Raw genomic sequence first — 21,222 nt, 5'->3', positions numbered from 1 at the left:
TCGGTGAGGTATTTATGATCCGCTGTGCAGTAAAACACGATATTGAAGCTGTGCTGTCTCTCTATGAGCTGTTATTTACTGAAATGGCAGCGCTTGATAGTGAAAGAATGCAGCCTGCTAAACAGATGAGAGATTTTGTTGAAAATACCATCAGTGATGAAAACTTTCATTTGCTCGTGGCGGAATATGATGGGCAAGTTAAAGGCTTTTGCATTGCTCAAAAGCAAACGGCACCGCCTTATAATTGTATGGTTCCTCGGCAATTTGCCTATATTTTTGACCTTGTCGTATCTCCCGAGTTGAGAGGCCAAAAAGTGGGGCATCAATTAATTGAGCAAATGAAAACATGGGCAAAAGACAATCAATTAAGCCATTTAGAGCTTACTGTGTTAGCACAAAACCATAAGGCAATTAAGTTTTATGAGAGAGAGGGGTTAACAGAAATCACGCGTACCATGGGAATTAAGTTATAAAATACCATTGATGGTCTAATAATAAATATTAGGCCATCACGACATTATAAATAAATTCTATCTTTTATTATCGCGATATTAAGTTGCCTTAGCGAACAATATTTTTATTTAGAACTTAAAGTTCATCATACGACTTTTTAATTCCATTTATTATATTGCCATAATAGCAATAATAAGTATTGGTATATTGTGGCATAACCGATAAATGCTTACCTCGTTTGATTATATACAGGGCTGGATGGATTACTATTCATCTAGGGAGATGCAATCAGTACAAGATCTAAGCGAATGATTGTGGCATAATGCGCCGCTATTTGGTTGGGTATCCTCGACATCGTAAATTAAAGGCATAGAAGTGTTACAGACAAGCAATATCACTATGCAGTTTGGCAGTAAGCCGCTGTTTGAAAATATTTCCGTTAAATTCGGAACAGGGAACCGTTATGGTTTAATCGGGGCAAATGGCGCCGGTAAATCGACATTTATGAAGATATTAGGGGGCGATCTTATACCAACTGCGGGGAATGTGAGTACCACTGACCCTAATGAGCGCATTGGTAAACTCCGTCAGGATCAATTTGCCTTCGAAGAATACACAGTGCTCGATACTGTCATTATGGGGCATGTTGAGCTATGGAATGTAAAACAAGAGCGCGACCGTATTTACGCACTTCCTGAAATGAGTGAGGAAGATGGCTACCGCGTTGCTGATCTTGAAGTCGCTTACGGTGAAATGGATGGCTACAGTGCGGAAGCTCGTGCGGGTGAACTGTTACTCGGTGTGGGCATTCCTGTCGAGCAGCATTACGGCCCGATGAGTGAAGTCGCTCCAGGTTGGAAATTACGGGTACTGTTGGCTCAAGCACTGTTCTCAGATCCCGATATTTTGTTACTCGATGAACCAACCAACAACTTGGATATTGATACTATTCGTTGGTTAGAGCAAGTGTTGAACGATCGTAATTGCACTATGGTCATTATTTCCCATGATAGGCACTTCCTGAATACGGTTTGCACGCATATGGCTGACTTAGATTACGGTGAATTGCGTTTGTTCACGGGTAACTATGATGAGTATATGATTGCTGCAACACAAGCCAGAGAGCGCCTACTTGCAGATAATGCGAAGAAAAAAGCGCAAATTGCCGAATTGCAATCCTTTGTGAGTCGCTTTAGTGCGAATGCTTCAAAATCAAAACAGGCCACTTCTCGAGCACGTCAAATTGATAAAATTCAGCTTGAGGAAGTTAAAGCTTCTAGCCGTCAAAACCCATTCATTCGTTTTGAACAAGAGAAAAAATTATTCCGTAATGCCCTTGAGTTGGAAGGGGTGACGAATGGTTATGATCAAGCTCCGCTGTTTAAAAACTTAAATTTATTACTTGAAGTAGGGGAAAAAATGGCGGTTATCGGTGCGAACGGTATCGGTAAAACCACATTTTTGAAAACACTCGTTGGCGAACTTCCTCCTAAGAGTGGTACGGTTAAGTGGTCTGAAAATAGTGCTATTGGTTATTATGCACAAGATCATGCAGAAGACTTCGAAACAGATCTGACCGTTTTTGACTGGATGAGTCAGTGGAAAAGTGAAGGCGATGATGAACAAGCGGTTCGCAGTGTTTTAGGACGCTTACTCTTCACTCAAGATGACATCAAGAAAAAAGTATCAGTACTGTCGGGGGGTGAGCAGGGTCGCATGTTATTTGGTAAGCTAATGATGCAACAACCAAATATCTTAATTATGGATGAACCTACCAACCACTTGGATATGGAATCTATTGAGTCCTTAAACCTAGCCTTAGAGCTTTATAAAGGCACATTGATTTTTGTCTCTCACGACCGTGAATTTGTCAGTTCATTAGCAAGTCGTATCTTAGAAATCAAAGAAGATAAAGTCATTGATTTCAAAGGAACTTATGATGAATATTTGAAGAGCCAAGGTGTGATTGAATAAGTTTACTGGCGTCAGATAGTCAATGGAAGACCTAGCTTTAAGCTAGGTCTGAGATGACTGAACCTGCAATTTAAATGGCATCGTTACCTGTTTTAGATAGGTTAAATTACCCAATAAAGTAGGTAATATTAAAAAATTAGTGAAATTTGCAGCAAGCCCTCGACCCGTTTTGGCGTCTTCATGTGGTTTCGTCAACCGAAAATGACATTCAGTGCCGCTAGGGTTATTTTCGGCTCACCATTACGAAATACTCAAAAACGCATTTCCTCAAGTAATACGCATTCAGCTTAACTCAACTGACAATATCGTTTTCACTAAACATTTCCCGCGAGCAGTTTTAATGGCCTGTGACCACATAATGTAACTTTCTACTTTGGTAGCGAGTGCTAGAGGTAGTGGCTCCTCTGAGAGATATCATTAAGTTTATATAACTCAATATTAAGCGATATATGGTGATCTCAATATAAAACATGTGCTGTATTAGGAAATAGCCTCAGAGCCATTGTCATTAATTTATTAATTTAATTTATTTGTATAAAATATCTTTTCAATGTCTTATATCCCTATAAATTAAGTCGATATTAACATGTTATTGTATTTTAATAAGGAGTAGTTAAAAAATGAGTAAATAGATGTACATGATTTACAATTGACTTTTTACTCATAATTTGATGGTTAATTGTTGAGCAGTCATAACTTAAATGACCAAAAATATGCCTTATTTTTATAATATATATCGTCATAAAATCACCAGAAGTGAGTAATTGTGGTGATTATCATCTTCCAATAAAGATCATCAAAATTAGATCATCATAACTCATTGTAATCAAATGAGATTATTTTTTTGTATTGATGGTTTTTTTTATATTTAGATAAAGTGAGATTTTCACAGGTATTTAAATAATAAATTAAATTCGTATAATTATCGCGACAAAAGGAAGTAGTAAGTATTAGTCTTAAATATCAGGAGTGGAGACGCTATATGCATATAGAAAAATTTAATTATTCTAGCACCAATGATGGTAAGTCTATTACAAAGATAGTTGGTGCCTCCATGAAAAGAGCAAGAAGAGAAAAGGGATTATCTGGATATGAAATTGCAGTTAAATTAAATATCTCTCAACAACAAATCTCGAGATATGAAAGGGGAATTAATCATATTAGTGTCGATACGCTATTTAATTTTATATTAGCGCTAGATATTAGTTATGAAATCTTAATTCAATATATATTAGAAGAAATGAAGTTAAGTGATATTTATATATTAGATATTAACAATGCCAGTAGGAATGACTTTTTAGTTATATAAATTCTTTTTATTTAAAATCATATGTAAGAATAAACATAATATCCATATTGGATATTATGTTTATTTTCTCAATGGGAAATAAAACGAAACAATACCCCTTATTATAATGGGTATCTATTATCTTATTTTATAGAGGCAGTTATGAGTAAAAAAATTATTTTAGCAGCATTAATTTCCGGGGTAATGAGTTCATCCGTTTTTGCCGCAGGAAGTGGCACGGTATCTTTTCAAGGTGAAATCATTGATGCTCCATGCGGTATCAGTGCTGACACTGCTAGCCAAATTGTACCAATGGGTAAAATCTCCAATGCTTCATTAGCGGATGGTGGTAAATCTACTGCACAAAATTTTAATATTCAATTAGTTGATTGTGATGTTAGCACACTGAAAACAGTTGATGTTTCTTTTACTGGCGGTGCAATTGGTACTGATAGCGATATGTTAGCGATACAAGGTTCAGCATCAGGTGCAGGTGTTGTGGTTATAGGCATGAATGGTGAAAAAGTGAAATTCGATGGCTCATCGGTCACTAACCAAAACCTACTAACAGGTCGAAATACACTGAACTTTTCTGCTTATTTACAAGGATTAAGTGGCCAAGCGATTGTTCCTGGTGATTTTACCGCAGTATCTAATTTCTTATTAGAGTACAAATAATACTTGAAAAGTATTGATATTTAATTTTGAACATAGGACTTCAGTATGAAAGAAAATATGTATTATACCACTATGGCCTTCTTGATTTCTGGAGTCCTTTCATTTGCACATGCTGATGAAGAAACAGGGTTGTTAACTATTCAAGGAGAAATTACAGATGCAGCATGTGCAATCGCAACAGGCTCGAAAGAACAATCTATTGATTTAGGAACGATTCCTATAAGTTTAATTAAACAAGATGGAAAAGGTCCGGAAAAAAGTTTTTCAATTCATCTTATTAATTGCAATTTAATAAGACATAACAGCCAGAATCAATTATGGAATGCAGTTGAATTAACTTTTGATGGTCCATCTGAAGATAATATTTTTTCAATTTTTGGCGATGCTCAGGGTGTGGGGTTATCTTTAAGAAATTCGAGCGATATAAATATTATTCCCGGTAGGCCAGTATCAAAAATAGATATTACTCCACCATCAATGAGATTGGATTATCATGTGAGATTAGTCTCCAATACCAAACCATTACAATCAGGGTCTTATTACTCTGCGATTCGATTCAAACTTGAATATTATTAAAAATCATTGATGAAATTATTTAATTAGGGATGCTTATATGTATTCATGTAAATTGGTTTCCTATCGGCCAAATATGGTTTATTTATATATTTCAGTTGCGTTAAATATATACCCAATAAACTCTATTGCTCATAATGATATTGAATTTAACACGGATGTGTTAGATGTCGAAGATAAAAAAAATATTAATTTAAATCATTTTTCCCGCGCCAACTATATTATACCGGGTAGCTATTCTTTGACTCTCAGAGTGAATGGCGATGAATTATCAGAAATACCCGTTAAATTTATTACGCCTAAAAATGATCCAAAAGGAAGTGAACCCTGTCTTTCACCCGTAGAAACACAAAAGTTGGGGCTAACGAAAGACGCTTATAATTCACTGGCATGGTGGAACGATAATCAATGTGTGGATCCTAATAGCTTAGCAGGGATGTCAATTACTGGGGATTTTTCAACATCTTCTTTAAATGTAAGCGTTCCTCAGGCTTATTTAGAATATAGTGCACCTAATTGGGATCCACCTTCTCGTTGGGATGAAGGTATTCCAGCAATAATGTTGGATTACAATTTAAACGCGACAGCCAATCATTCTTACAATGATGGTAACGATATTTATGCACTAAATGGTAACGGGCTTGTCGGCATCAATACAGGTGCTTGGCGCTGGCGTGCAGAGTGGCAAAGCCGTTTAGATTATAATACTCAGTCATACGTAAAAACGAATAACGATTTTCGTTGGAACCGCTTTTATACCTATCGTGCAATTCCATCATTACAGTCAAAACTAACACTGGGTGAGGATTACTTACAGTCAAATATTTTTGATAGTTTCCGCTTTATTGGTGGTAGCTTGCGCTCGGATATCAATATGATGCCACCGATCTTACGTGGTTATGCGCCAGAGGTAACAGGGATCGCACAAACCAACGCGACAGTGATGATTAGCCAACAAGGACGCACTATTTACGAGACACAGGTCGCACCTGGCCCATTTCGTATTCAAGATTTGAGTGATGCGGTTTCCGGCAAGCTTGATGTCACTGTAAAAGAGCAAGATGGTTCGACGCAACAGTTCCAAGTAGATACGGCAAGTCTACCTTTCTTAACGCGTCCGGGACAAGTGCAATATAAGTTAGCTTTAGGGCAGCCAACGGATATCGATCGACATAGCCAAGGTGATAGCTTTGCCACAGGGGAGTTTTCATGGGGGGTGACTAATGGCTGGTCTTTGTTCAGTGGAACGCTAAATAGCCAAAATTATAATGCACTCTCATTAGGCCTAGGACGTGATTTGCTCAGTTGGGGGGCTATTTCAGGAGATATTACGCACTCGATTTCTAAATTACCGAGTGAAGAGCGCATACATGGTGGCTCATATCGTGTGAATTACTCAAAACGTTTCGAAGCGATCGACAGTCAAATTCAATTTGCGGGCTACCGTTTTTCTGATCGCAACTATATGACTATGTCTGACTATCTAAGTGCTAGGCAATATGGTGAACGTTACGGCAGTAGTAAGGAGCAATACACCGTATCGATGAGCAAGAATTTTAGTGACGCAGGCGCATCTGTTTACCTCAATTATAATCATCAAACCTTCTGGGATCGTCCTGATAATGATTATTACAGCGTTATGTTTTCCAAATATTTTGATATTGGAACGATTAAAAACGTCAGTCTAACGGTTTCGGCAAATCGTAGTATTTACCAAGAGAGCCATGACGATAGCGGTTATTTATCGGTGAATATTCCATGGGGCAGTGGGGTACAAATCGGCTACTCGCTCGATACTAACCGTCACGATACAACCAATCGTATGACGTATTACAACAGCACTGATGAACGTAATAGCTATCAATTGAGTGTAGGGAATACGCGTAAGGGGCTATCAAGTAGTGCGTTCGTGACTCATCAAGGCGATCTTTCGCGCATTACAGCTAATGCTAGCTATATGCGTGGGCAATATAGCGCAGTGGGAGCTTCTTTTAATGGTGGTTTAACACTAACACCAAATGGCGGTGCTTTCCATCGTATGAGTTCGATGGGAGGAACGCGTCTATTAGTTGATACTGATGGTATTTCTGATGTTCCTATCAAAGGTTATGGCAGCCCGATAACGTCAAACCGATTTGGTAAAGCGGTAGTGACTGAGCTCAGTAGCTATTATCGCAATAAAGCCAGTATCGATCTCAATGCGTTGCCTAATGATGTTGACGCTCAACAATCTGTTGTTCAAGCCACTTTGACAGAAGGTGCTGTTGGTTACCGCAAATTCTCTGTCATATCAGGGCAAAAGAGAATGGTGGAGATCCGTTTGGCAGATCATTCTTTCCCACCATTTGGGGCTCAAATCTTTAATCAAAAAGGGCAAGAAGTCGGCATCGTCGGTGATTCAGGAAGCGCTTATGTTAGTGGGATCAACGCAAATGAAGTGATGAGTGTGCAGTGGGGGGGTGATGCTCAATGTCAAATCACCTTCCCTGAGCCACTTCAAAATAGTGAACACGCATTGTTATTGCCGTGCCGTGTATAGCTGTCATGCATATAGCTTAAATGCCCAGAACAATCATTGATAAACCACATTAGGTACTACATAGGAAGGTAACGATTAAATGAAACTAAACACCAAATTTATTGCAGGGGTTGGGTTAGCCAGTTGCGTGTTATCCAGCACCAATGTATTAGCGGCTATTTCAATGGACCGAACGCGTATCATTTTTGAGGGAATGCAGAAATCGGTATCGTTAAATGTCGCTAATAATAACAAACAACTTCCGTATTTAGCTCAAGGTTGGATAGAAAATGAAAAAGGAGAAAAAATCACCTCTCCATTAATTGTGTTACCGCCTATTCAACGTATTGAGCCTGCGAAATCAAGCCAAGTAAAAATTGAAGCATTACCCGCTATCAATTCATTACCACAAGATAGAGAGTCGTTGTTTTATTTCAATTTACGGGAAATTCCGCCTAAAAGTGATAAACCCAATACATTACAAATTGCACTACAAACACGGGTCAAACTTTTTTATAGGCCAAAAGCCATTATTAGCGGACTAAATACCGTTCCTTGGCAACAAAAATTAACCTTATTAAAAGAGGGGAATAGCGTAACGATAAATAATCCAACGCCTTATTATGTCACCGTTATTGAAGCTGGTGAAAGTAATCAGTCTGCACCAATTAAAGATTTTAAGCCGATTATGCTAGCCCCTTTTAGTGAGCAAAATCTTGGCGTGAATAGTCATCAACTCGGTAATACGCCAGTGCTGACTTATGTTAATGACTATGGTGGTCGCCCTAATCTCACTTTCAGTTGTCAAGGAAGTACGTGCCATGTTGATCCAGATGCAGCAGAGAAATAAGGCTAATGGTGCCTATGAAAGAGGGTAGATAAATGACTTTACATAAGCGATTGGCTATCTTTTGGACGCTGCTAATAGGGGCGCCATTGGGATGGGCAATGAATGAAAATACTCAGCTATATAATTCAGCGAATAATTGGGATGTCGATGGTCAACAAGGCGTGTTGTATGTTCGTGGTTCTTTATCGGAAAGTCCGTGCCGCTTAGCGATGACATCTGAATACCAATCTATTGATATGGGTAATTTTGAAACTGCGCAACTTAATCGTATTGGGGCAAAAGGGCGGGCGGTTCCTTTTCAAATAGAGCTATTAGATTGTATTTCTCATCCAACATCATTACTTGATGAAAAAACAGGACAAACAGCGTGGAGTCACTCTCAGCCAGCGGTAAAAATACGCTTTGTAGCACCATCAACAAATGAAATGCCTAACTTGGCTTTAGTCGAGGGGGCAAAAGGGTTTGGGTTACAGCTAAGTAACGCGTCAGGTACGGTTCTGTCTTTAGGGGAAGAGAGTCACCCTGTGTTATTACCCTCTGGCCAACGTCAACTGACCTACACGATTACACCGGTTAGGACGGGATCACTCTTAATCGCTGGAGCATACCATGCGGTGATCTCATTCCAGATGCTCTATGAATAGGAGCAGTGATAATGAAAAAATCGTTTATTCATCGGGTGAGGTGTTTGCGTAGCCTAGTGCTCAGTAGCATTTTATTAGTGAGTACCAATACTAGTGCGGATATTTATACTTTAAGGATTAAAGTCAAAGTATTACAGCAAACCTGTACCGTTAATCAAAACCAAATTATCACTGTTGATTTCCCTGACATGGTTATTAAGGATATTGATGGACAGCGTTATGAAACGTCGATCCCTTACACATTAGCTTGTGATGGCTCTGCGAATAATCCAGCATTGAAACTCAAATTTAGTGGAACGCCAGCCAGTTTTAACACCCAGTATCTTGAAACATCAGAGAGTGATTTGGGGTTAGAAATTCGCGTTGATGGCACGGCAACTGAGCCAGGACGTTGGGTTGATTTCTACTTTAACACATTACCTAAATTAACCGCAGTCCCTGTATTAAAAAATGGGGGTTCGGTGAATGCTGGGGTATTCAATGCATCAGGCACATTAAGTGTGGAGTACCTATGATGAGCAAACAAAACAGGCGACTAGGTCTAATAAAGCCCATGTTTGCCTTTATGATAGGCGCTTATATGTCGCCTGCATTAGCCAATACCGTGGATGTGAAATTTAAAGGAACATTACTTGAAAATCCCCCTTGTGATGTTTATAGCGATAAAGGAATTAATCAATCAATACAGATTGATTTCCAAGACATAGGTATCAATAAAATTAACGGTATCGACCATCAACGGCCTTTTACCGTAAATATAGATTGTCGAAGTTATACGTCACGACCTTCATCTTTAGCACTGTCTTATAGCGGTGATGCTGCGAATGGTTTTGATGCCAATGCGTTACAAGCCGATGTAACAGGTCTCGGTGTACGTTTATATCGAAATGAAAATGGAAGTGTTGTGGCACCAAATAGCCACTTCACCTTTAATTTGCCTAGTAATGGCTTTACGGCGCTGAATTTCTATGCCGTACCTGTAAAGGATCCACAAGTGAACTTACAGGAAGGCCCTTTTGAAGCGATTGCAACCATTGCATTGCAGTACCCCTAAGGAGGAAAAATGAAGCATATGGGTATTTTTTTAGGGGTAAGTTCGTTGGTGGGGGCGCTTTCTGCAAATTTATATGCTGCCACAAATAGTAGCCAAGTGACATATGGCGGCACATTGGTAGCAGAACCCTGCGAAATTGTGCCTGAATTTGAGAACTTTTCTGTTGAGTTCAATAGTATCTCAACGAAAGAGTTGTACTCAAACAGCAGGATCTTAAGTAAGGAATTTGAGCTTCAATTGAAAGATTGTGACGCTTCAATTGCAAATTCAGTAACGACTATTTTTAATGGCAACGCCACGCCGGATGGGCTTTTAGAGTTTGATGCCAATAGTGAGGCATCGGGAGCCGCAATCGGTATTGAAACGTTAAGTGGTGTGAAACTCCCATTGAATCCGACGAGTGGAGTATCTTATCCATCACAGCCGATAAAAAATGGTGCCATGACGATCCGATTACGTGCTTATCTTCAAGGAAAAGCGGGAGCGATTGCCAATAACAGCATCAAACCCGGTAATTTTTCTGCCACCATGACATACACCCTAAGCTACCAATAAGTGGCTGAAATATGTCTTCAACGGGCCAATAATTCAGTTTAAATCGAGGATCATATGAAAAACATATGGGGTCAACGTTTATTTAAAAATTATCTGTTATTTAGTGTATTGTTATTGTTAGGCACTAAAAGTTTTGCATCAACACCTTGGATAAATTCGCAGTGGATCGGTGTTAACAGTTATGAAGTGAGGATCCCTTCGAGTTCAGGGCGCTGTTATAACCCCCAAAATTTAACGAATGGGAGTTGTTCTAATGTCAATATTTCTTCATACCGTCTTTTCCACTATGCGCCAGTGAATCAGTTTCCATGGATGAGAACAGTCAACCAGTGTACTGTGGAAATTGAAATAATTTTGTTACTAAGAAGCGTTGTTTATGATAGGTATGGCGCTTTTCTCTTAACTCCACCACCGACAGGAACACGCTACATCAATTCATCTGGACGATTAAACCATTCATATTATAGGTATACCGCAAATCGGAGTTGTGAAAGTGTCTTAAATGATCTATCGCTGTTTCAAATGTCAGGTACTAGAGGGGTAGGCCAAGCGGCTCCAATAATTATATCTAGTGTGGCGAATCCGAACGATTTTAGACAAATATGTTGGCGGGTGAATGTATATGGTGCGAATAACACATCATCTTCTTTAGTTGCAGGTAGTGGCATCGATGAAGCGGACTGTACACGTTCTACACCCCAAGTACCGATTGCTTGTACATTTGAGATGTCGACATTACTGGATCATGGAACGGTAGATTCTAATCAGCTCAATGGACATAAGGCAACGGCCACAGGGTATGTAACCTGTACAGGGAATACCAAAGTGACCACACAGTTACTCGGTAACGGCACTACCAGCAATACCATTCTTGCACCAGGCTTATATTCAGAAGCAAAGGTCTGTGCACGCAACACTTGCTCTTCAGGTAATGAACAATACACGATTGATACGGCTATGAATGTAAAAACGCCTTTTAATGTGGAATCGACATTACATAGTTCAGGAAGTATTGCTGCTGGGGAATATCAGGGAACTGTGGTATTAGTAACGAGTATGTTTTAAAGAGTATTATATAGACTTTAAACGGCTCGCTTTCGTTATTGTGAGCCGTTTGCTTTATTGACTGACCAATCCTTTTAAGCACGTTTCTAAAAATTATTTAGCAGATTATGTATTGATAACATCGGGAACAGTGTGGTTTCCCAATGTGTATTGTCGGTCAAAAAATGATTTTTCTAATCATCATTTATTATGTTTCGAGACCGAATCTAAGCCTCATTAAGTTTGTGAACGCTCTGAAACCTAGCTGAGCTAGGCCAACAGACTGTTATCGTTAAATGAGTTCTCAAAGGTGATGACTAATCTAGACATCATTCTTTCTAAGAAATTAATTCGACAACAAGCATATAGAGATGAACGTAGCGCCCTGATCATACAGAGAGGCTACGCTACTCCCAACCGTTCGAATGCTCTTTTGATAAATGCGGTAAAAGTGATAAAAAGACCTCGATTTTTCGCTCGACAGTCATATTCACAAAATCATCCATCGCAATCTCTACGCGTTGTATCTTTCCATCACGGATCGTGAATTTATACATCAAATGCCCAGTCCAGCTTCTGTGAACGAAAACACAGCCATCCTCACTGTATGATAGCCATTTATCTTCCATGCATGAAGGAAGCCAGCCATTCAGTATGTTTCTTTCGGCTGTTTCCGACAGAGGGTAATTCAAATGGTGAACCAATGGTTCATTTTCAAAAAACTTCAGATTTTTAAATTGGCTCTTATCGATCACTTAATTTACCAGACTAATAATATCTTACGGTACAGCCTATACAAACATCCGATTGAGATCAAAGTTAATCATAGTTTCATGGGGGGAATTTTGTCAGCTGACGAGGTGGGGATACTGGAACCTTTTTAGATCAAACGCCTCAATAAAAAATGAGGACTTTATTCGCACTTTGAGACCTAGCTGAGCTAGGTCTTAGTATTTAACTGAACAAGTTAATTAATTCTTTTTCACAAACTCAGATTTCAGCTTCATTTGGCCGAAACCATCAATTTTACAATCAATATTGTGGTCGCCTTCGACTAAGCGAATGCCTTTTACTCGAGTACCAATTTTCAACATTGATGAGCTACCTTTCACTTTTAAATCTTTAATGACAGTGACGGTATCGCCATCCGCTAATAGGTTCCCGTTAGCATCTTTAACGATCAACTCATCGCTTTCTTCTACAGGCTCGGCATCATTCCATTCATGCGCACACTCAGGGCAGATATACATATCGTTATCAGTATAGGTGTATTCAGACTGACATTTCGGGCAAGGAGGGAATTGCATATTAAATACTCTCAGTAACTTATTTAAAAATGTAAAGTGATGACTGCTTATTGATGTCAGCCAACACGAAAGGGGATAGTATAAGGTTAAAGCAAAAATAATTTATTTTTTAGGAATATTCTTAATGGAGCGGTGCATTTGTCACCGCCCTAATGGAAGAAATTATTGGTGTGCGCACACTTCACAATGGGGGTCTTTGGTCAGTTTGAATTGGCGGAATTCCATCGTCATCGCATCAAAAAACAACACGTTACCAGTATTGACCTTGCCATATTGGGTGAGCAATTTGAGGGTTTCCATTGCTTCGAGTGTACCTATCGTACCAACCAAAGGCGCCATTACGCCGGCTTCTACACAGGTTAGACTATTTTCACCAAACAAGCGGCTCAAGCAGTGGTAACAAGGCTCTCCTTCTTGATAGGTGAAAACAGATAGCTGCCCTTCCATACGGATAGCGGCACCGGAAACAAGTGGTTTCTTATGCTGGAAACATAAGCGATTTAACTGCTCTCTAATAGCCACATTATCAGTGCAATCAAGGATAACATCATGGGCCATTATCCGTTCATTCAGTTGCGCATCGTCCAACTGTGCATTGACCGTTTCAATACAAATATGTGGATTGATTGCGGCTAACTGTGCTTTAGCTGAATCAACTTTAGGTTGACCAATCGTCGCATCACGGTGCAAGGTTTGTCGCTGTAGATTAGACAGTGAAACAGTATCGAAATCGACTAAAGTGAGTTGACCTACACCAGCGGCAGCTAAGTATTGTGTGGCTGCGCAACCTAAACCACCAAGGCCAATGACCAGCACTTTGCTGGCCTTGAGTTTCTCTTGCCCGTCAAAATCAAATCCACGTAAAATGATTTGGCGGTTATAACGCAACATCTCTTGATCGGTAAGCTCTTGCACGGTCATTATTCGCTTTTGAGTAAGTCATTAAACATTTCGACATCAACGGTTTCGCCTACCGCGACATGCCCACGCTCCCTTTCTAAGACGATAAAGCAGTTGGCTAAGCTAAAGGAGCTAAATACATGTGAGCCTTGGTGGCCAGTTGTTGCAACTTGCAGTTGCCCATCTTCATTGACGCTTAGGATCCCGCGTTGAAAATCCAGACGACCGGGGCTTTTTTTCAACGGTGTGGTAACAGGAACTTTAAATTTCATTGGCGCTTTCCATTGGCTATTCCCAGAAAGGCGAGCAATCAACGGCTGCACGAGTTGATAAAAGGTGAGTGCCGCGGAAACTGGGTTACCCGGTAATCCACAAAACCACGCTGAATGGAGTTTACCAAAAGCAAATGGTTTACCGGGTTTGATTGCTAGCTTCCAGAAGCCGATTTCTCCTAGCTCCTCTAAAATTTGTTTGGTGTAATCCGCTTCACCCACGGAGACGCCACCACTACTAATCACTAAATCAGCTTGGTTATCTGCATCAATAAAGGTCTGCTTGAGCTTTTCAGGGGAATCAGGAATAACACCAAGGTCGATAACCTCACAGTTAAGTTTTTCGAGCATTAGGCGAACAGTAAAACGGTTAGTGTCGTAGATCTGCCCCTCTTTGAGTGGTTGACCCACCGCTTGCAACTCATCTCCCGTAGAAAATACCACAACTTTTAGACGGCGGTGTACATCAACCGTTGAAATACCCAAAGAAGCAATAAGAGGCAATTGAGCCGTGGATAGCAGAGTACCCGCGGGGATCACACTACTACCTTTTGCGATATCTTCCCCAGCACGGCGGATATTGCTGCCTTTTTTAACTGTACCTGTAAACACGACCCCTTGAGCTGTCTCTTCCGTTTCCTCTTGCATGACGACAGTATCGACACCTTGTGGAATAGGGGCGCCAGTCATAATGCGCACACAGCTACCGTGCGGAAGCTCCCCTTGCATTGGTTGACCTGCGAATGATTTTCCTGCTACAGGCATAGGGGTTTTCCCATCCCACTCAGCGAAACGAAAACCATATCCATCCATTGCAGAGTTATCAAATGGGGGAACATTCATTGGCGAGATGATGTCGGCTGCGGTGATGCGTTGGGCTGATTCTGTGAGCGGAATGCGCTCTGAGTGAGTCACTGTTTGTGTTTGAGTGAGTATTTTATCGAGTGCTTGCTCAAGTGAGATCAACCCAGCGGTATGACACATGTCCATTAGTACCCCTATTATTCTGCTTTGCCATTGAGGCTTAAGATTTTGTCGTGCTGCTTATTATGGCAGAGATATCGCGAGGGGTGAATGAATAGAAATTGATTAAGAATAGCTTTTCGTTGGATTTTACGAGAAGTCTCGCGCGAATAAATGCCTTAGATAGCCTTACGGACATAAATTGTATTTTTGTTAATGTTATGTTAAACAGTAATCTGATTAATTATTGCATTCTAAATGAAACTAAGGAATTTATGGTTTCCGCCAATGAACAGGCGCACCCTAGCCGTAGTGCAGCCGCCTTCCATATTGCTTTTAGTGGATTTCTTTCGCTCGTTGTTGTTATGGGGATAGGGCGCTTTACGCTAACTCCCCAAGTCCCTTTAATGATTGAAGAGCATCAACTTACACTCTCTACAGCCAGTGTGGTCGCTGCTTTTAATTATTTAGGGTATTTGTTGGGCTCCTTTGATGCAATGCGTGCGCGTCAACACGTTGAAAGACGCATGTGGTTGGGAATATGGGGAGCCGTTGCGATAACCTTGATTTCCGCACTTCTTGATGGCCCTCTTTTACATAGTATTGCCCGTTTTTTTATTGGCTGGGCGAGTGGCATGGCACTGGTACTCGTGGTTGCTTGGGCTAATGAGAATTTAGCAAAATTAAATCGACCTGCATTAAGTGTGGCGGTATTTGCTGGAACCGGAGCTGGAATATTTCTTAGCGGTCTGTTTGCGGTAGCCATCCAAGATTGGCAATTATCTGCCAGCCAAGGTTGGTTAATCTACGGTGGGTTAGCACTAATTTTTAGTCTATACATTAGCTGCCATATTCCACGTACGGGGCAGTGGCATCGGCCTGTCGGGGAAATAAAAAAACTTCAGCTTACGCCAGAAATCAAGCGACTGGTATGGAGCTATGGATTGGCTGGCTTTGGTTATATTTTGCCAGCGACATTTTTATCACAAATGGCCGCGCAGCGTTTCCCTGATAGTTTATTTGCCCAATTTGTTTGGCCGGTCTTTGGTATATCCGCGGTGGTGGGCATTCTAATCGCCATGCTACTACGTAATTTCTCGACAACCCAAAACCGATTAGCGATCACTTTATGGTTACAAGGGATCGGAATATTAATCTCAGAAGTTATTTCGGGTATTTCAGGGTTGGTGATTGCCGCAATCCTAATTGGTGGGGGGCTTATGTGTGCGGTACAGTTGTCAATGCAACTAGGACGTGAATTGGCCCCGGAACATAACCGTTTTATGGCGGGTTTACTCACGACATGTTATGCAATCGGGCAGCTTATTGGCCCTATGTTGTCTTTTATTTCCACGACATTCACCGGAAAACTAGAGCCTGCCTTATACAGTGCGTTTATCGCATTGTGTGTCGCGGGTGGGTTAGTTTATCGGCGTTCTCGATAAAGAATAGCTCTGAAAATATGTTATTAATTATAGTTAAATGATGATATATCCGAGGGGAGCATCAAAGGCTATCCTGATAAAATGAATATTTGTTGATGCAAATATTTCATCTGATCTATGGATGTAATGCTGGATTATCTAAACTTGCTGTTTTAGAGTACAGCGCACACCTGCATTTTCATAAAAAATCGTTATATCGTTTGTGGAGAATCTAATGTCATCTCTGAGTAAAGAAGCCGAATTGGTGCATGCTGCTTTGGAAGCAAGAGGGCTTGAAACCCCGTTGCGTATCCAACCAAAATCAGGCGAAGAGCGTAAGCAACTGATTGAAGGGCATATGACAGAGATCATGAAGTTACTGAATTTGGACTTAACTGACGATAGCTTGGCGGATACACCAAAGCGCATCGCTAAAATGTATGTCGATGAAATTTTTTCAGGTCTAGATTACGCGAACTTCCCAAAAATCACCGTCATTGAAAATAAAATGAAAGTTGATGAGATGGTCACTGTGCGTGATATTACCTTAACAAGTACATGTGAACACCATTTTGTCACTATTGATGGTAAGGCTACAGTTGCTTATATTCCGAAAGATAAAGTGATTGGCCTGTCAAAAATCAATCGTATTGTTCAATTTTTCTCACAACGTCCTCAAGTACAAGAACGCTTAACTCAGCAGATTTTGGTGGCCTTGCAGACATTGCTAGATACTAATAATGTTGCGGTATCAATTGATGCTGTGCATTACTGTGTTAAAGCTCGAGGTATCCGTGATGCGACCAGTGCCACCACCACCACCTCGTTGGGAGGACTGTTTAAATCTAGTCAAAACACACGTCAAGAGTTTTTGCGCGCAGTGCGTCACCTGTAATCTATTATGACTGCCATATTATCGCATCGCTCCCAAGAAGGGCGAATTGATAGGCTTGATGCAACACGTGGCATCGCAATCTTAGGTATTCTATTAATGAATATTTTTGGGTTTGCTTTGCCGCAAATGGCTTATATTAATCCTGTTTATTCTCAATCTATTAGCCAAACTGATATGGCTATTTGGGTGGTTTTTAACCTATTTATTCAGGGTAAGTTTTTAACGATTTTTTCGATTTTATTTGGTGCGACGTTAGCGTTATTACGTCGCAAAGGCGACCGATGGAATATGAGTCGTTTAGTCATTTTGGCGGTACTAGGGCTGATTCATGGTATCGGTTTTTGGTCAGGAGATATTTTATTTGCTTACGCAGTAACGGGATGTATTGCGTTACTGATATTTAAACAATATGACTCTGGCAATCTATTAAAAATAGCAGGCTTTGTCTATGTTATTGGATTAGTGAGTTTATTGTTGTTAGGTAGCACGGTGGGGTCGAGTGATTTTTGGGTCGTTTCTGAAGAGCAAGCGTTGTACGAATCACTGGGAAACACTACGGGGGGAAGTGTTAGCTTAATCTATCGCACTCAATCGATGTTAACCATGGTGGAAATGCTGTTTATTCAGTATGGGTGGCAGCTGCTGGGGCTAATGATCGCGGGGTATGTCGCGATGCGCAGTGGATGGTTAAGCGGGCAATTCAGTTCCCAGCATTATCGACGTATGGCAATGCTATTAATTATTCCCGCTTTGCTTGTTCAAGCCGTATCTCTTTATATGCAAAGCCTATCAGGATGGAGTTATTTTGCGACAGCCATTGTGGGCTATGTTATCAACGAATTGATGTCCCCATTACAATCTTTTGGTTATATCGCCCTTATTTACGGTTTTTGGGGAACGCTACAGCATAGTGTGTTGGCCAAAATGCTACAGTGCACGGGGCGAATGGCATTAAGTAATTACTTATTGCAAACCTTAATTTGTGTGACGATTTTTTATTATTTAGGCTATTTCAACCATTTTTCACGGTCTGAGTTGTTGCTCTTTATTGTGCCAATTTGGGCGGTAAACCTATTATTTTCTTATTTCTGGCTCTCCTTTTTTCATCAAGGCCCGATGGAGTGGGGGTGGCGAAGGTTAACCGAAAAGTTAGATAGAATATAGAAAAGGCGAGATAAAACAATTCAGGCAGTTACCCTGCCTGATTGCTAGAAATTTTTAAATTTTGTTGATTTCATCGGGAGAAACAGCCGGATAGCCCTTGATCCCTTCTGGCATTTTAATGGGCGCAGGGATAGACTCTTGCTCCCCTAAAAACTTAGGTTCGCGGTTTAAAACATAGAGATCCGCTAAAGCCCCCAACCGAGCAAACACTTCACGTATTCTTACTTTAAACATCGCTTTTGGTGTTGGCACCGCTAAACATTGCGCATCTATCCCTTTGTGCTTAGCGATAAACAACGCGCGTTCGCAATGGAAGCGCTGGGTAATAATCGTAAAATTGTCGGTATCAAATACTTTCCGTGTGCGCACGACAGAATCCAATGTTCTAAACCCTGCGAAGTCGAGAACAATTTTTGAAGCGGGCACGCCTGCTTTGATTAAATCCTTACGCATGGCGATGGGTTCATTATAACTGTGTGCACCATTATCACCGCTAAGCAGTAGATACTTCACCTTTCCACTGTGATAAGCATCTGCTGCCCCCTGAATTCGGTAGCTATAGTATAAATTTTGGACGCCACTTGAATAATATTTAGATGTACCCAATACCATACCAACATCACGTATTGGCAGATCAGCGACATCTTCATAAATATCAGGAGCCGTATCCCACGCTATCCAACGGTCAAGTAAAATAATAGTGACTAACGCTATCCCTAAAATCGCTATCAGACCATAAAGCAGACGTTTCCTCATTGTCCTTGCCTTTAATATTAATAGTCATGGTGATAAGGCTACTTGAGTTAAATAGGGGAAGCAAGTCGGGCAACGTAAAGTCCTGTCAATCGATTTAAGGGAGGGTTCTGTCGATAGTGCAAAAATGCGAATTGGCGGCTAATAAGAAAAATCTAACCTAGTTGATGTAGATCAATTTTCTATCTATCACTTGCGGCAGTAGGTACATGATTGTCGATTTTATTGTCAGTATGATAATAGCTCCCAACTACCCTACAAAGAATAAGAAGGAATGGGTATGTCAACATTGACATCAAAATTGGAAAGCTTATTGAATAGAGGTAAAGGAACTGAACAGCGTCTTGCCCGTTTTTTGCTAGATAGTCGTGATAATTTTGTTGCAATGAATGTGGCGGAGTTGGCTCAAGCTGCGGGAGTGAGCAGCGCATCTGTCATTCGTTTTACTCGCCAAATGGGGTATCGCGGATATTCTGATTTTAAAGTGGACTACTTATCGGATGAAAAACAATATAAAGCTGAAAGCCTCAGCGGTAGCTTGAACCCTTATGATGATACAGAGCAAATTATCGCTAAATCGGGGCAAATGTTTATTACAGCCATTGAAAAATCGCTGGAATTACTTGATCCCAACACCATGGATGAGATTGCGCAAAAAATAGTTGAAGCGAAACGTATTGTTTTATTTGGGGTTGGTACTTCTGCGATTGTGGCTTATGACATCTTCTATAAATTAATCCGTGTAAACAAGTATGCACTATTTAGCCCTGACTTACATGTACAGCTAAGTTATTCGTCTAATGTAGATGCCGATGATCTGGTTATCGCGATCACGGCAAAAGGGAATACGCCAGACATTAACCATATGTTAAAGTTAGCAAATAAAAAAGGGTGTAGCACCATCGTATTAACCCGCTTTGGGCAAGATGAAGCCGTGCGTTTGGCGGATTTAGTCCTTCCCTATTTCTATGATGAACAGCTCTTTCAGACTGGCGTGATCACACCACAAGTTTTGCAAATGGTCGTTTTTGATACGCTGTTTTTTAAATATTTAACACTCACCAATGAAGATGTCGTGCTTGCATTACAGAAGGAACGAGAAGCCATAATACAATTAGGATGAGGCAGAATGATTTTTACTGAGTTAGTTATCGGTGCATTGATTGGTTTGGTTATTAGTACAACGGGGGTCGGGGGCGGAGTTATTGTTTTGCCAATATTGACCTATTTTTTTGGTCTTAATGCGCTGGCTGCTGTGGCGACGGCTAATTTTCTTTCGATGTTGATGAAAGTGTCATCGTCATATATGCATTTTCGTTTAGGGAATATTCCCCTTAAAGGGGCATTAATTGTGCTTGCTATCATGCTACCTAGCACATTTCTATCAAGCCTCCTTGTTACTTGGTTGGGGAGTCTGCCTGAATATACCCAACAAGTTGAGCGGGGGATCAATCTACTTGTTGCTGCCGCTATTATTTTTTCGCTGTACTTATTTATTCACCGTATGTTTTTTGCCACACCGATACAAAAAACGACCCTGAAACAACATCAAATTGGGGGAATGTTTTTTCCTGCTGTGATAGCTGGGGTCGTGCTTGGTGCGACGGGGGTTGGAGGTGGGGTGGTGGTTTTACCCATGCTATTACGTTATATGCAATTAAACATTAAGCAAGCGATTGGAACTTCTATTGTGGTGACTACTGTCTTATCCGGCTCTTCTGCATGCGCTTATGCGCAAGATGGACACACCGATTTAACATTGGCGTTAACCTTATGTGTTGGTGCATTACTGATTATGCCACTCGCAAAATATTTGCTGCTCAAACTATCAGAGCGTACCTTTCAATATCTGACATTGCTGCTGATCTTATGTAGTGCCATTATGATGACACTTAAGGTGGTGATAAACTGAC

The 21,222-nt window shown here is 40.6% G+C and carries 22 protein-coding genes; 17 read left to right on the top strand and 5 right to left on the bottom strand.

Going from position 1 to position 21,222, the window contains the following annotated elements; translation table 11 throughout:
• Positions 1-14: 14 nt before the first annotated feature.
• The 12 genes from PR709_RS06080 to PR709_RS06025 all read left to right on the top strand — a co-directional run bounded on the left by PR709_RS06080 (position 15) and on the right by PR709_RS06025 (position 11,652).
• Positions 15-473: a GNAT family N-acetyltransferase gene (locus PR709_RS06080; RefSeq protein ID WP_004917876.1), complete on the top strand. Its 459-nt coding sequence runs from the start codon at positions 15-17 to the stop codon at positions 471-473.
• 355 nt (positions 474-828) lie between these two features.
• Complete coding sequence (locus PR709_RS06075; protein WP_014657783.1) at positions 829-2,427, top strand: ABC-F family ATPase; 1,599 nt, start codon at positions 829-831, stop codon at positions 2,425-2,427.
• 982 nt (positions 2,428-3,409) lie between these two features.
• Positions 3,410-3,736, top strand: coding sequence for a helix-turn-helix domain-containing protein (locus PR709_RS06070; RefSeq protein WP_004917882.1), 327 nt, complete (start codon positions 3,410-3,412; stop codon positions 3,734-3,736).
• Between the two features lie 141 nt (positions 3,737-3,877).
• Positions 3,878-4,393, top strand: coding sequence for a fimbrial protein (locus PR709_RS06065; protein ID WP_014657784.1), 516 nt, complete (start codon positions 3,878-3,880; stop codon positions 4,391-4,393).
• A gap of 45 nt (positions 4,394-4,438) precedes the next feature.
• Positions 4,439-4,969, top strand: a complete 531-nt coding sequence (locus PR709_RS06060) for a fimbrial protein (protein WP_004917888.1) — start codon at positions 4,439-4,441, stop codon at positions 4,967-4,969.
• Between the two features lie 37 nt (positions 4,970-5,006).
• The gene (locus PR709_RS06055; protein WP_272570825.1) at positions 5,007-7,505 is read left to right on the top strand and encodes an outer membrane usher protein; all 2,499 of its coding nucleotides are present in this window, start codon (positions 5,007-5,009) and stop codon (positions 7,503-7,505) included.
• A gap of 79 nt (positions 7,506-7,584) precedes the next feature.
• On the top strand, positions 7,585-8,334 hold the full coding sequence (locus tag PR709_RS06050) for a fimbria/pilus periplasmic chaperone (RefSeq protein ID WP_004917891.1): 750 nt from the start codon (positions 7,585-7,587) through the stop codon (positions 8,332-8,334).
• A 32-nt stretch (positions 8,335-8,366) separates the two neighbouring features.
• Complete coding sequence (locus PR709_RS06045; RefSeq protein ID WP_004917893.1) at positions 8,367-8,978, top strand: fimbrial protein; 612 nt, start codon at positions 8,367-8,369, stop codon at positions 8,976-8,978.
• Between the two features lie 11 nt (positions 8,979-8,989).
• Entirely contained in the window at positions 8,990-9,493 is a 504-nt protein-coding gene (locus PR709_RS06040; RefSeq protein ID WP_014657788.1) for a fimbrial protein, read from the top strand.
• Positions 9,490-10,032 carry a fimbrial protein gene (locus tag PR709_RS06035; protein WP_121874776.1) on the top strand — a complete coding sequence of 181 codons (543 nt, stop codon included), beginning with the start codon at positions 9,490-9,492 and terminating at the stop codon, positions 10,030-10,032. The genes PR709_RS06040 and PR709_RS06035 overlap by 4 nt, the downstream gene beginning before the upstream one ends.
• Positions 10,033-10,041: 9 nt before the next feature.
• Entirely contained in the window at positions 10,042-10,587 is a 546-nt protein-coding gene (locus tag PR709_RS06030; RefSeq protein ID WP_014657790.1) for a fimbrial protein, read from the top strand.
• Between the two features lie 54 nt (positions 10,588-10,641).
• The gene (locus PR709_RS06025; protein ID WP_014657791.1) at positions 10,642-11,652 is read left to right on the top strand and encodes an MrpH family fimbial adhesin; all 1,011 of its coding nucleotides are present in this window, start codon (positions 10,642-10,644) and stop codon (positions 11,650-11,652) included.
• A gap of 386 nt (positions 11,653-12,038) precedes the next feature.
• Here PR709_RS06025 and PR709_RS06020 read toward each other — a convergent pair whose 3' ends face one another.
• The 4 genes from PR709_RS06020 to moeA all read right to left on the bottom strand — a co-directional run bounded on the left by PR709_RS06020 (position 12,039) and on the right by moeA (position 15,100).
• The gene (locus PR709_RS06020) at positions 12,039-12,386 is read right to left on the bottom strand and encodes a hypothetical protein (RefSeq protein WP_169342108.1); all 348 of its coding nucleotides are present in this window, start codon (positions 12,384-12,386) and stop codon (positions 12,039-12,041) included.
• Positions 12,387-12,602: 216 nt separating this feature from the next.
• The gene (locus tag PR709_RS06015) at positions 12,603-12,938 is read right to left on the bottom strand and encodes a zinc ribbon domain-containing protein YjdM (RefSeq protein WP_004917906.1); all 336 of its coding nucleotides are present in this window, start codon (positions 12,936-12,938) and stop codon (positions 12,603-12,605) included.
• Positions 12,939-13,100: 162 nt separating this feature from the next.
• The gene (gene moeB / locus PR709_RS06010) at positions 13,101-13,859 is read right to left on the bottom strand and encodes a molybdopterin-synthase adenylyltransferase MoeB (RefSeq protein WP_163885428.1); all 759 of its coding nucleotides are present in this window, start codon (positions 13,857-13,859) and stop codon (positions 13,101-13,103) included.
• Positions 13,859-15,100, bottom strand: a complete 1,242-nt coding sequence (gene moeA, locus PR709_RS06005) for a molybdopterin molybdotransferase MoeA (protein ID WP_272570824.1) — start codon at positions 15,098-15,100, stop codon at positions 13,859-13,861. The genes moeB and moeA overlap by 1 nt, the downstream gene beginning before the upstream one ends.
• 248 nt (positions 15,101-15,348) lie before the next feature.
• On the opposite strand from moeA, the gene PR709_RS06000 reads away from it, so the two are divergent.
• The 3 genes from PR709_RS06000 (at position 15,349) to yeiB (ending at position 18,556) form a co-directional block, all read left to right on the top strand.
• Positions 15,349-16,518 (top strand): YbfB/YjiJ family MFS transporter, encoded by a 1,170-nt coding sequence (locus PR709_RS06000; protein ID WP_121874778.1) that lies wholly within the window; start codon positions 15,349-15,351, stop codon positions 16,516-16,518.
• 214 nt (positions 16,519-16,732) lie between these two features.
• The gene (folE, locus tag PR709_RS05995; protein ID WP_004917919.1) at positions 16,733-17,392 is read left to right on the top strand and encodes a GTP cyclohydrolase I FolE; all 660 of its coding nucleotides are present in this window, start codon (positions 16,733-16,735) and stop codon (positions 17,390-17,392) included.
• Between the two features lie 6 nt (positions 17,393-17,398).
• Positions 17,399-18,556, top strand: a complete 1,158-nt coding sequence (gene yeiB / locus PR709_RS05990; RefSeq protein ID WP_272570822.1) for a DUF418 domain-containing protein YeiB — start codon at positions 17,399-17,401, stop codon at positions 18,554-18,556.
• A 54-nt stretch (positions 18,557-18,610) separates the two neighbouring features.
• On the opposite strand, the gene sanA is transcribed toward yeiB, so the two are convergent.
• On the bottom strand, positions 18,611-19,312 hold the full coding sequence (gene sanA, locus PR709_RS05985; protein WP_004917922.1) for an outer membrane permeability protein SanA: 702 nt from the start codon (positions 19,310-19,312) through the stop codon (positions 18,611-18,613).
• Positions 19,313-19,589: 277 nt separating this feature from the next.
• Here sanA and PR709_RS05980 point away from each other — a divergent pair, with 277 nt between their 5' ends.
• Positions 19,590-20,432: a MurR/RpiR family transcriptional regulator gene (locus tag PR709_RS05980; RefSeq protein ID WP_014657798.1), complete on the top strand. Its 843-nt coding sequence runs from the start codon at positions 19,590-19,592 to the stop codon at positions 20,430-20,432.
• A 6-nt stretch (positions 20,433-20,438) separates the two neighbouring features.
• Positions 20,439-21,221: a sulfite exporter TauE/SafE family protein gene (locus tag PR709_RS05975; RefSeq protein ID WP_014657799.1), complete on the top strand. Its 783-nt coding sequence runs from the start codon at positions 20,439-20,441 to the stop codon at positions 21,219-21,221.
• Position 21,222: the final 1 nt, after the last annotated feature.

It is taken from the genome of Providencia sp. PROV267, from assembly GCF_028477825.1.
GTDB lineage: Bacteria > Pseudomonadota > Gammaproteobacteria > Enterobacterales > Enterobacteriaceae > Providencia > Providencia stuartii.
Note: the sequence above shows the minus strand (reverse complement) of the source record. Positions and strands in the feature narration are given on the sequence as shown.

Coding starts and splice junctions, on each gene's coding strand:
- PR709_RS06040 (WP_014657788.1), top strand. CDS start 8,990: ATGAAAAAATCGTTTATTCATCGGGTGAGGTGTTTGCGTAGCCTAGTG.
- PR709_RS05980 (WP_014657798.1), top strand. CDS start 19,590: ATGTCAACATTGACATCAAAATTGGAAAGCTTATTGAATAGAGGTAAA.
- PR709_RS05975 (WP_014657799.1), top strand. CDS start 20,439: ATGATTTTTACTGAGTTAGTTATCGGTGCATTGATTGGTTTGGTTATT.
- moeA (WP_272570824.1), bottom strand. CDS start 15,100: ATGGACATGTGTCATACCGCTGGGTTGATCTCACTTGAGCAAGCACTC.
- PR709_RS06045 (WP_004917893.1), top strand. CDS start 8,367: ATGACTTTACATAAGCGATTGGCTATCTTTTGGACGCTGCTAATAGGG.
- folE (WP_004917919.1), top strand. CDS start 16,733: ATGTCATCTCTGAGTAAAGAAGCCGAATTGGTGCATGCTGCTTTGGAA.
- PR709_RS06070 (WP_004917882.1), top strand. CDS start 3,410: ATGCATATAGAAAAATTTAATTATTCTAGCACCAATGATGGTAAGTCT.
- PR709_RS06055 (WP_272570825.1), top strand. CDS start 5,007: ATGTATTCATGTAAATTGGTTTCCTATCGGCCAAATATGGTTTATTTA.
- PR709_RS06060 (WP_004917888.1), top strand. CDS start 4,439: ATGAAAGAAAATATGTATTATACCACTATGGCCTTCTTGATTTCTGGA.
- yeiB (WP_272570822.1), top strand. CDS start 17,399: ATGACTGCCATATTATCGCATCGCTCCCAAGAAGGGCGAATTGATAGG.
- PR709_RS06030 (WP_014657790.1), top strand. CDS start 10,042: ATGAAGCATATGGGTATTTTTTTAGGGGTAAGTTCGTTGGTGGGGGCG.
- PR709_RS06050 (WP_004917891.1), top strand. CDS start 7,585: ATGAAACTAAACACCAAATTTATTGCAGGGGTTGGGTTAGCCAGTTGC.
- sanA (WP_004917922.1), bottom strand. CDS start 19,312: ATGAGGAAACGTCTGCTTTATGGTCTGATAGCGATTTTAGGGATAGCG.
- PR709_RS06015 (WP_004917906.1), bottom strand. CDS start 12,938: ATGCAATTCCCTCCTTGCCCGAAATGTCAGTCTGAATACACCTATACT.
- PR709_RS06065 (WP_014657784.1), top strand. CDS start 3,878: ATGAGTAAAAAAATTATTTTAGCAGCATTAATTTCCGGGGTAATGAGT.
- PR709_RS06000 (WP_121874778.1), top strand. CDS start 15,349: ATGGTTTCCGCCAATGAACAGGCGCACCCTAGCCGTAGTGCAGCCGCC.
- PR709_RS06035 (WP_121874776.1), top strand. CDS start 9,490: ATGATGAGCAAACAAAACAGGCGACTAGGTCTAATAAAGCCCATGTTT.
- moeB (WP_163885428.1), bottom strand. CDS start 13,859: ATGACCGTGCAAGAGCTTACCGATCAAGAGATGTTGCGTTATAACCGC.
- PR709_RS06025 (WP_014657791.1), top strand. CDS start 10,642: ATGAAAAACATATGGGGTCAACGTTTATTTAAAAATTATCTGTTATTT.
- PR709_RS06080 (WP_004917876.1), top strand. CDS start 15: ATGATCCGCTGTGCAGTAAAACACGATATTGAAGCTGTGCTGTCTCTC.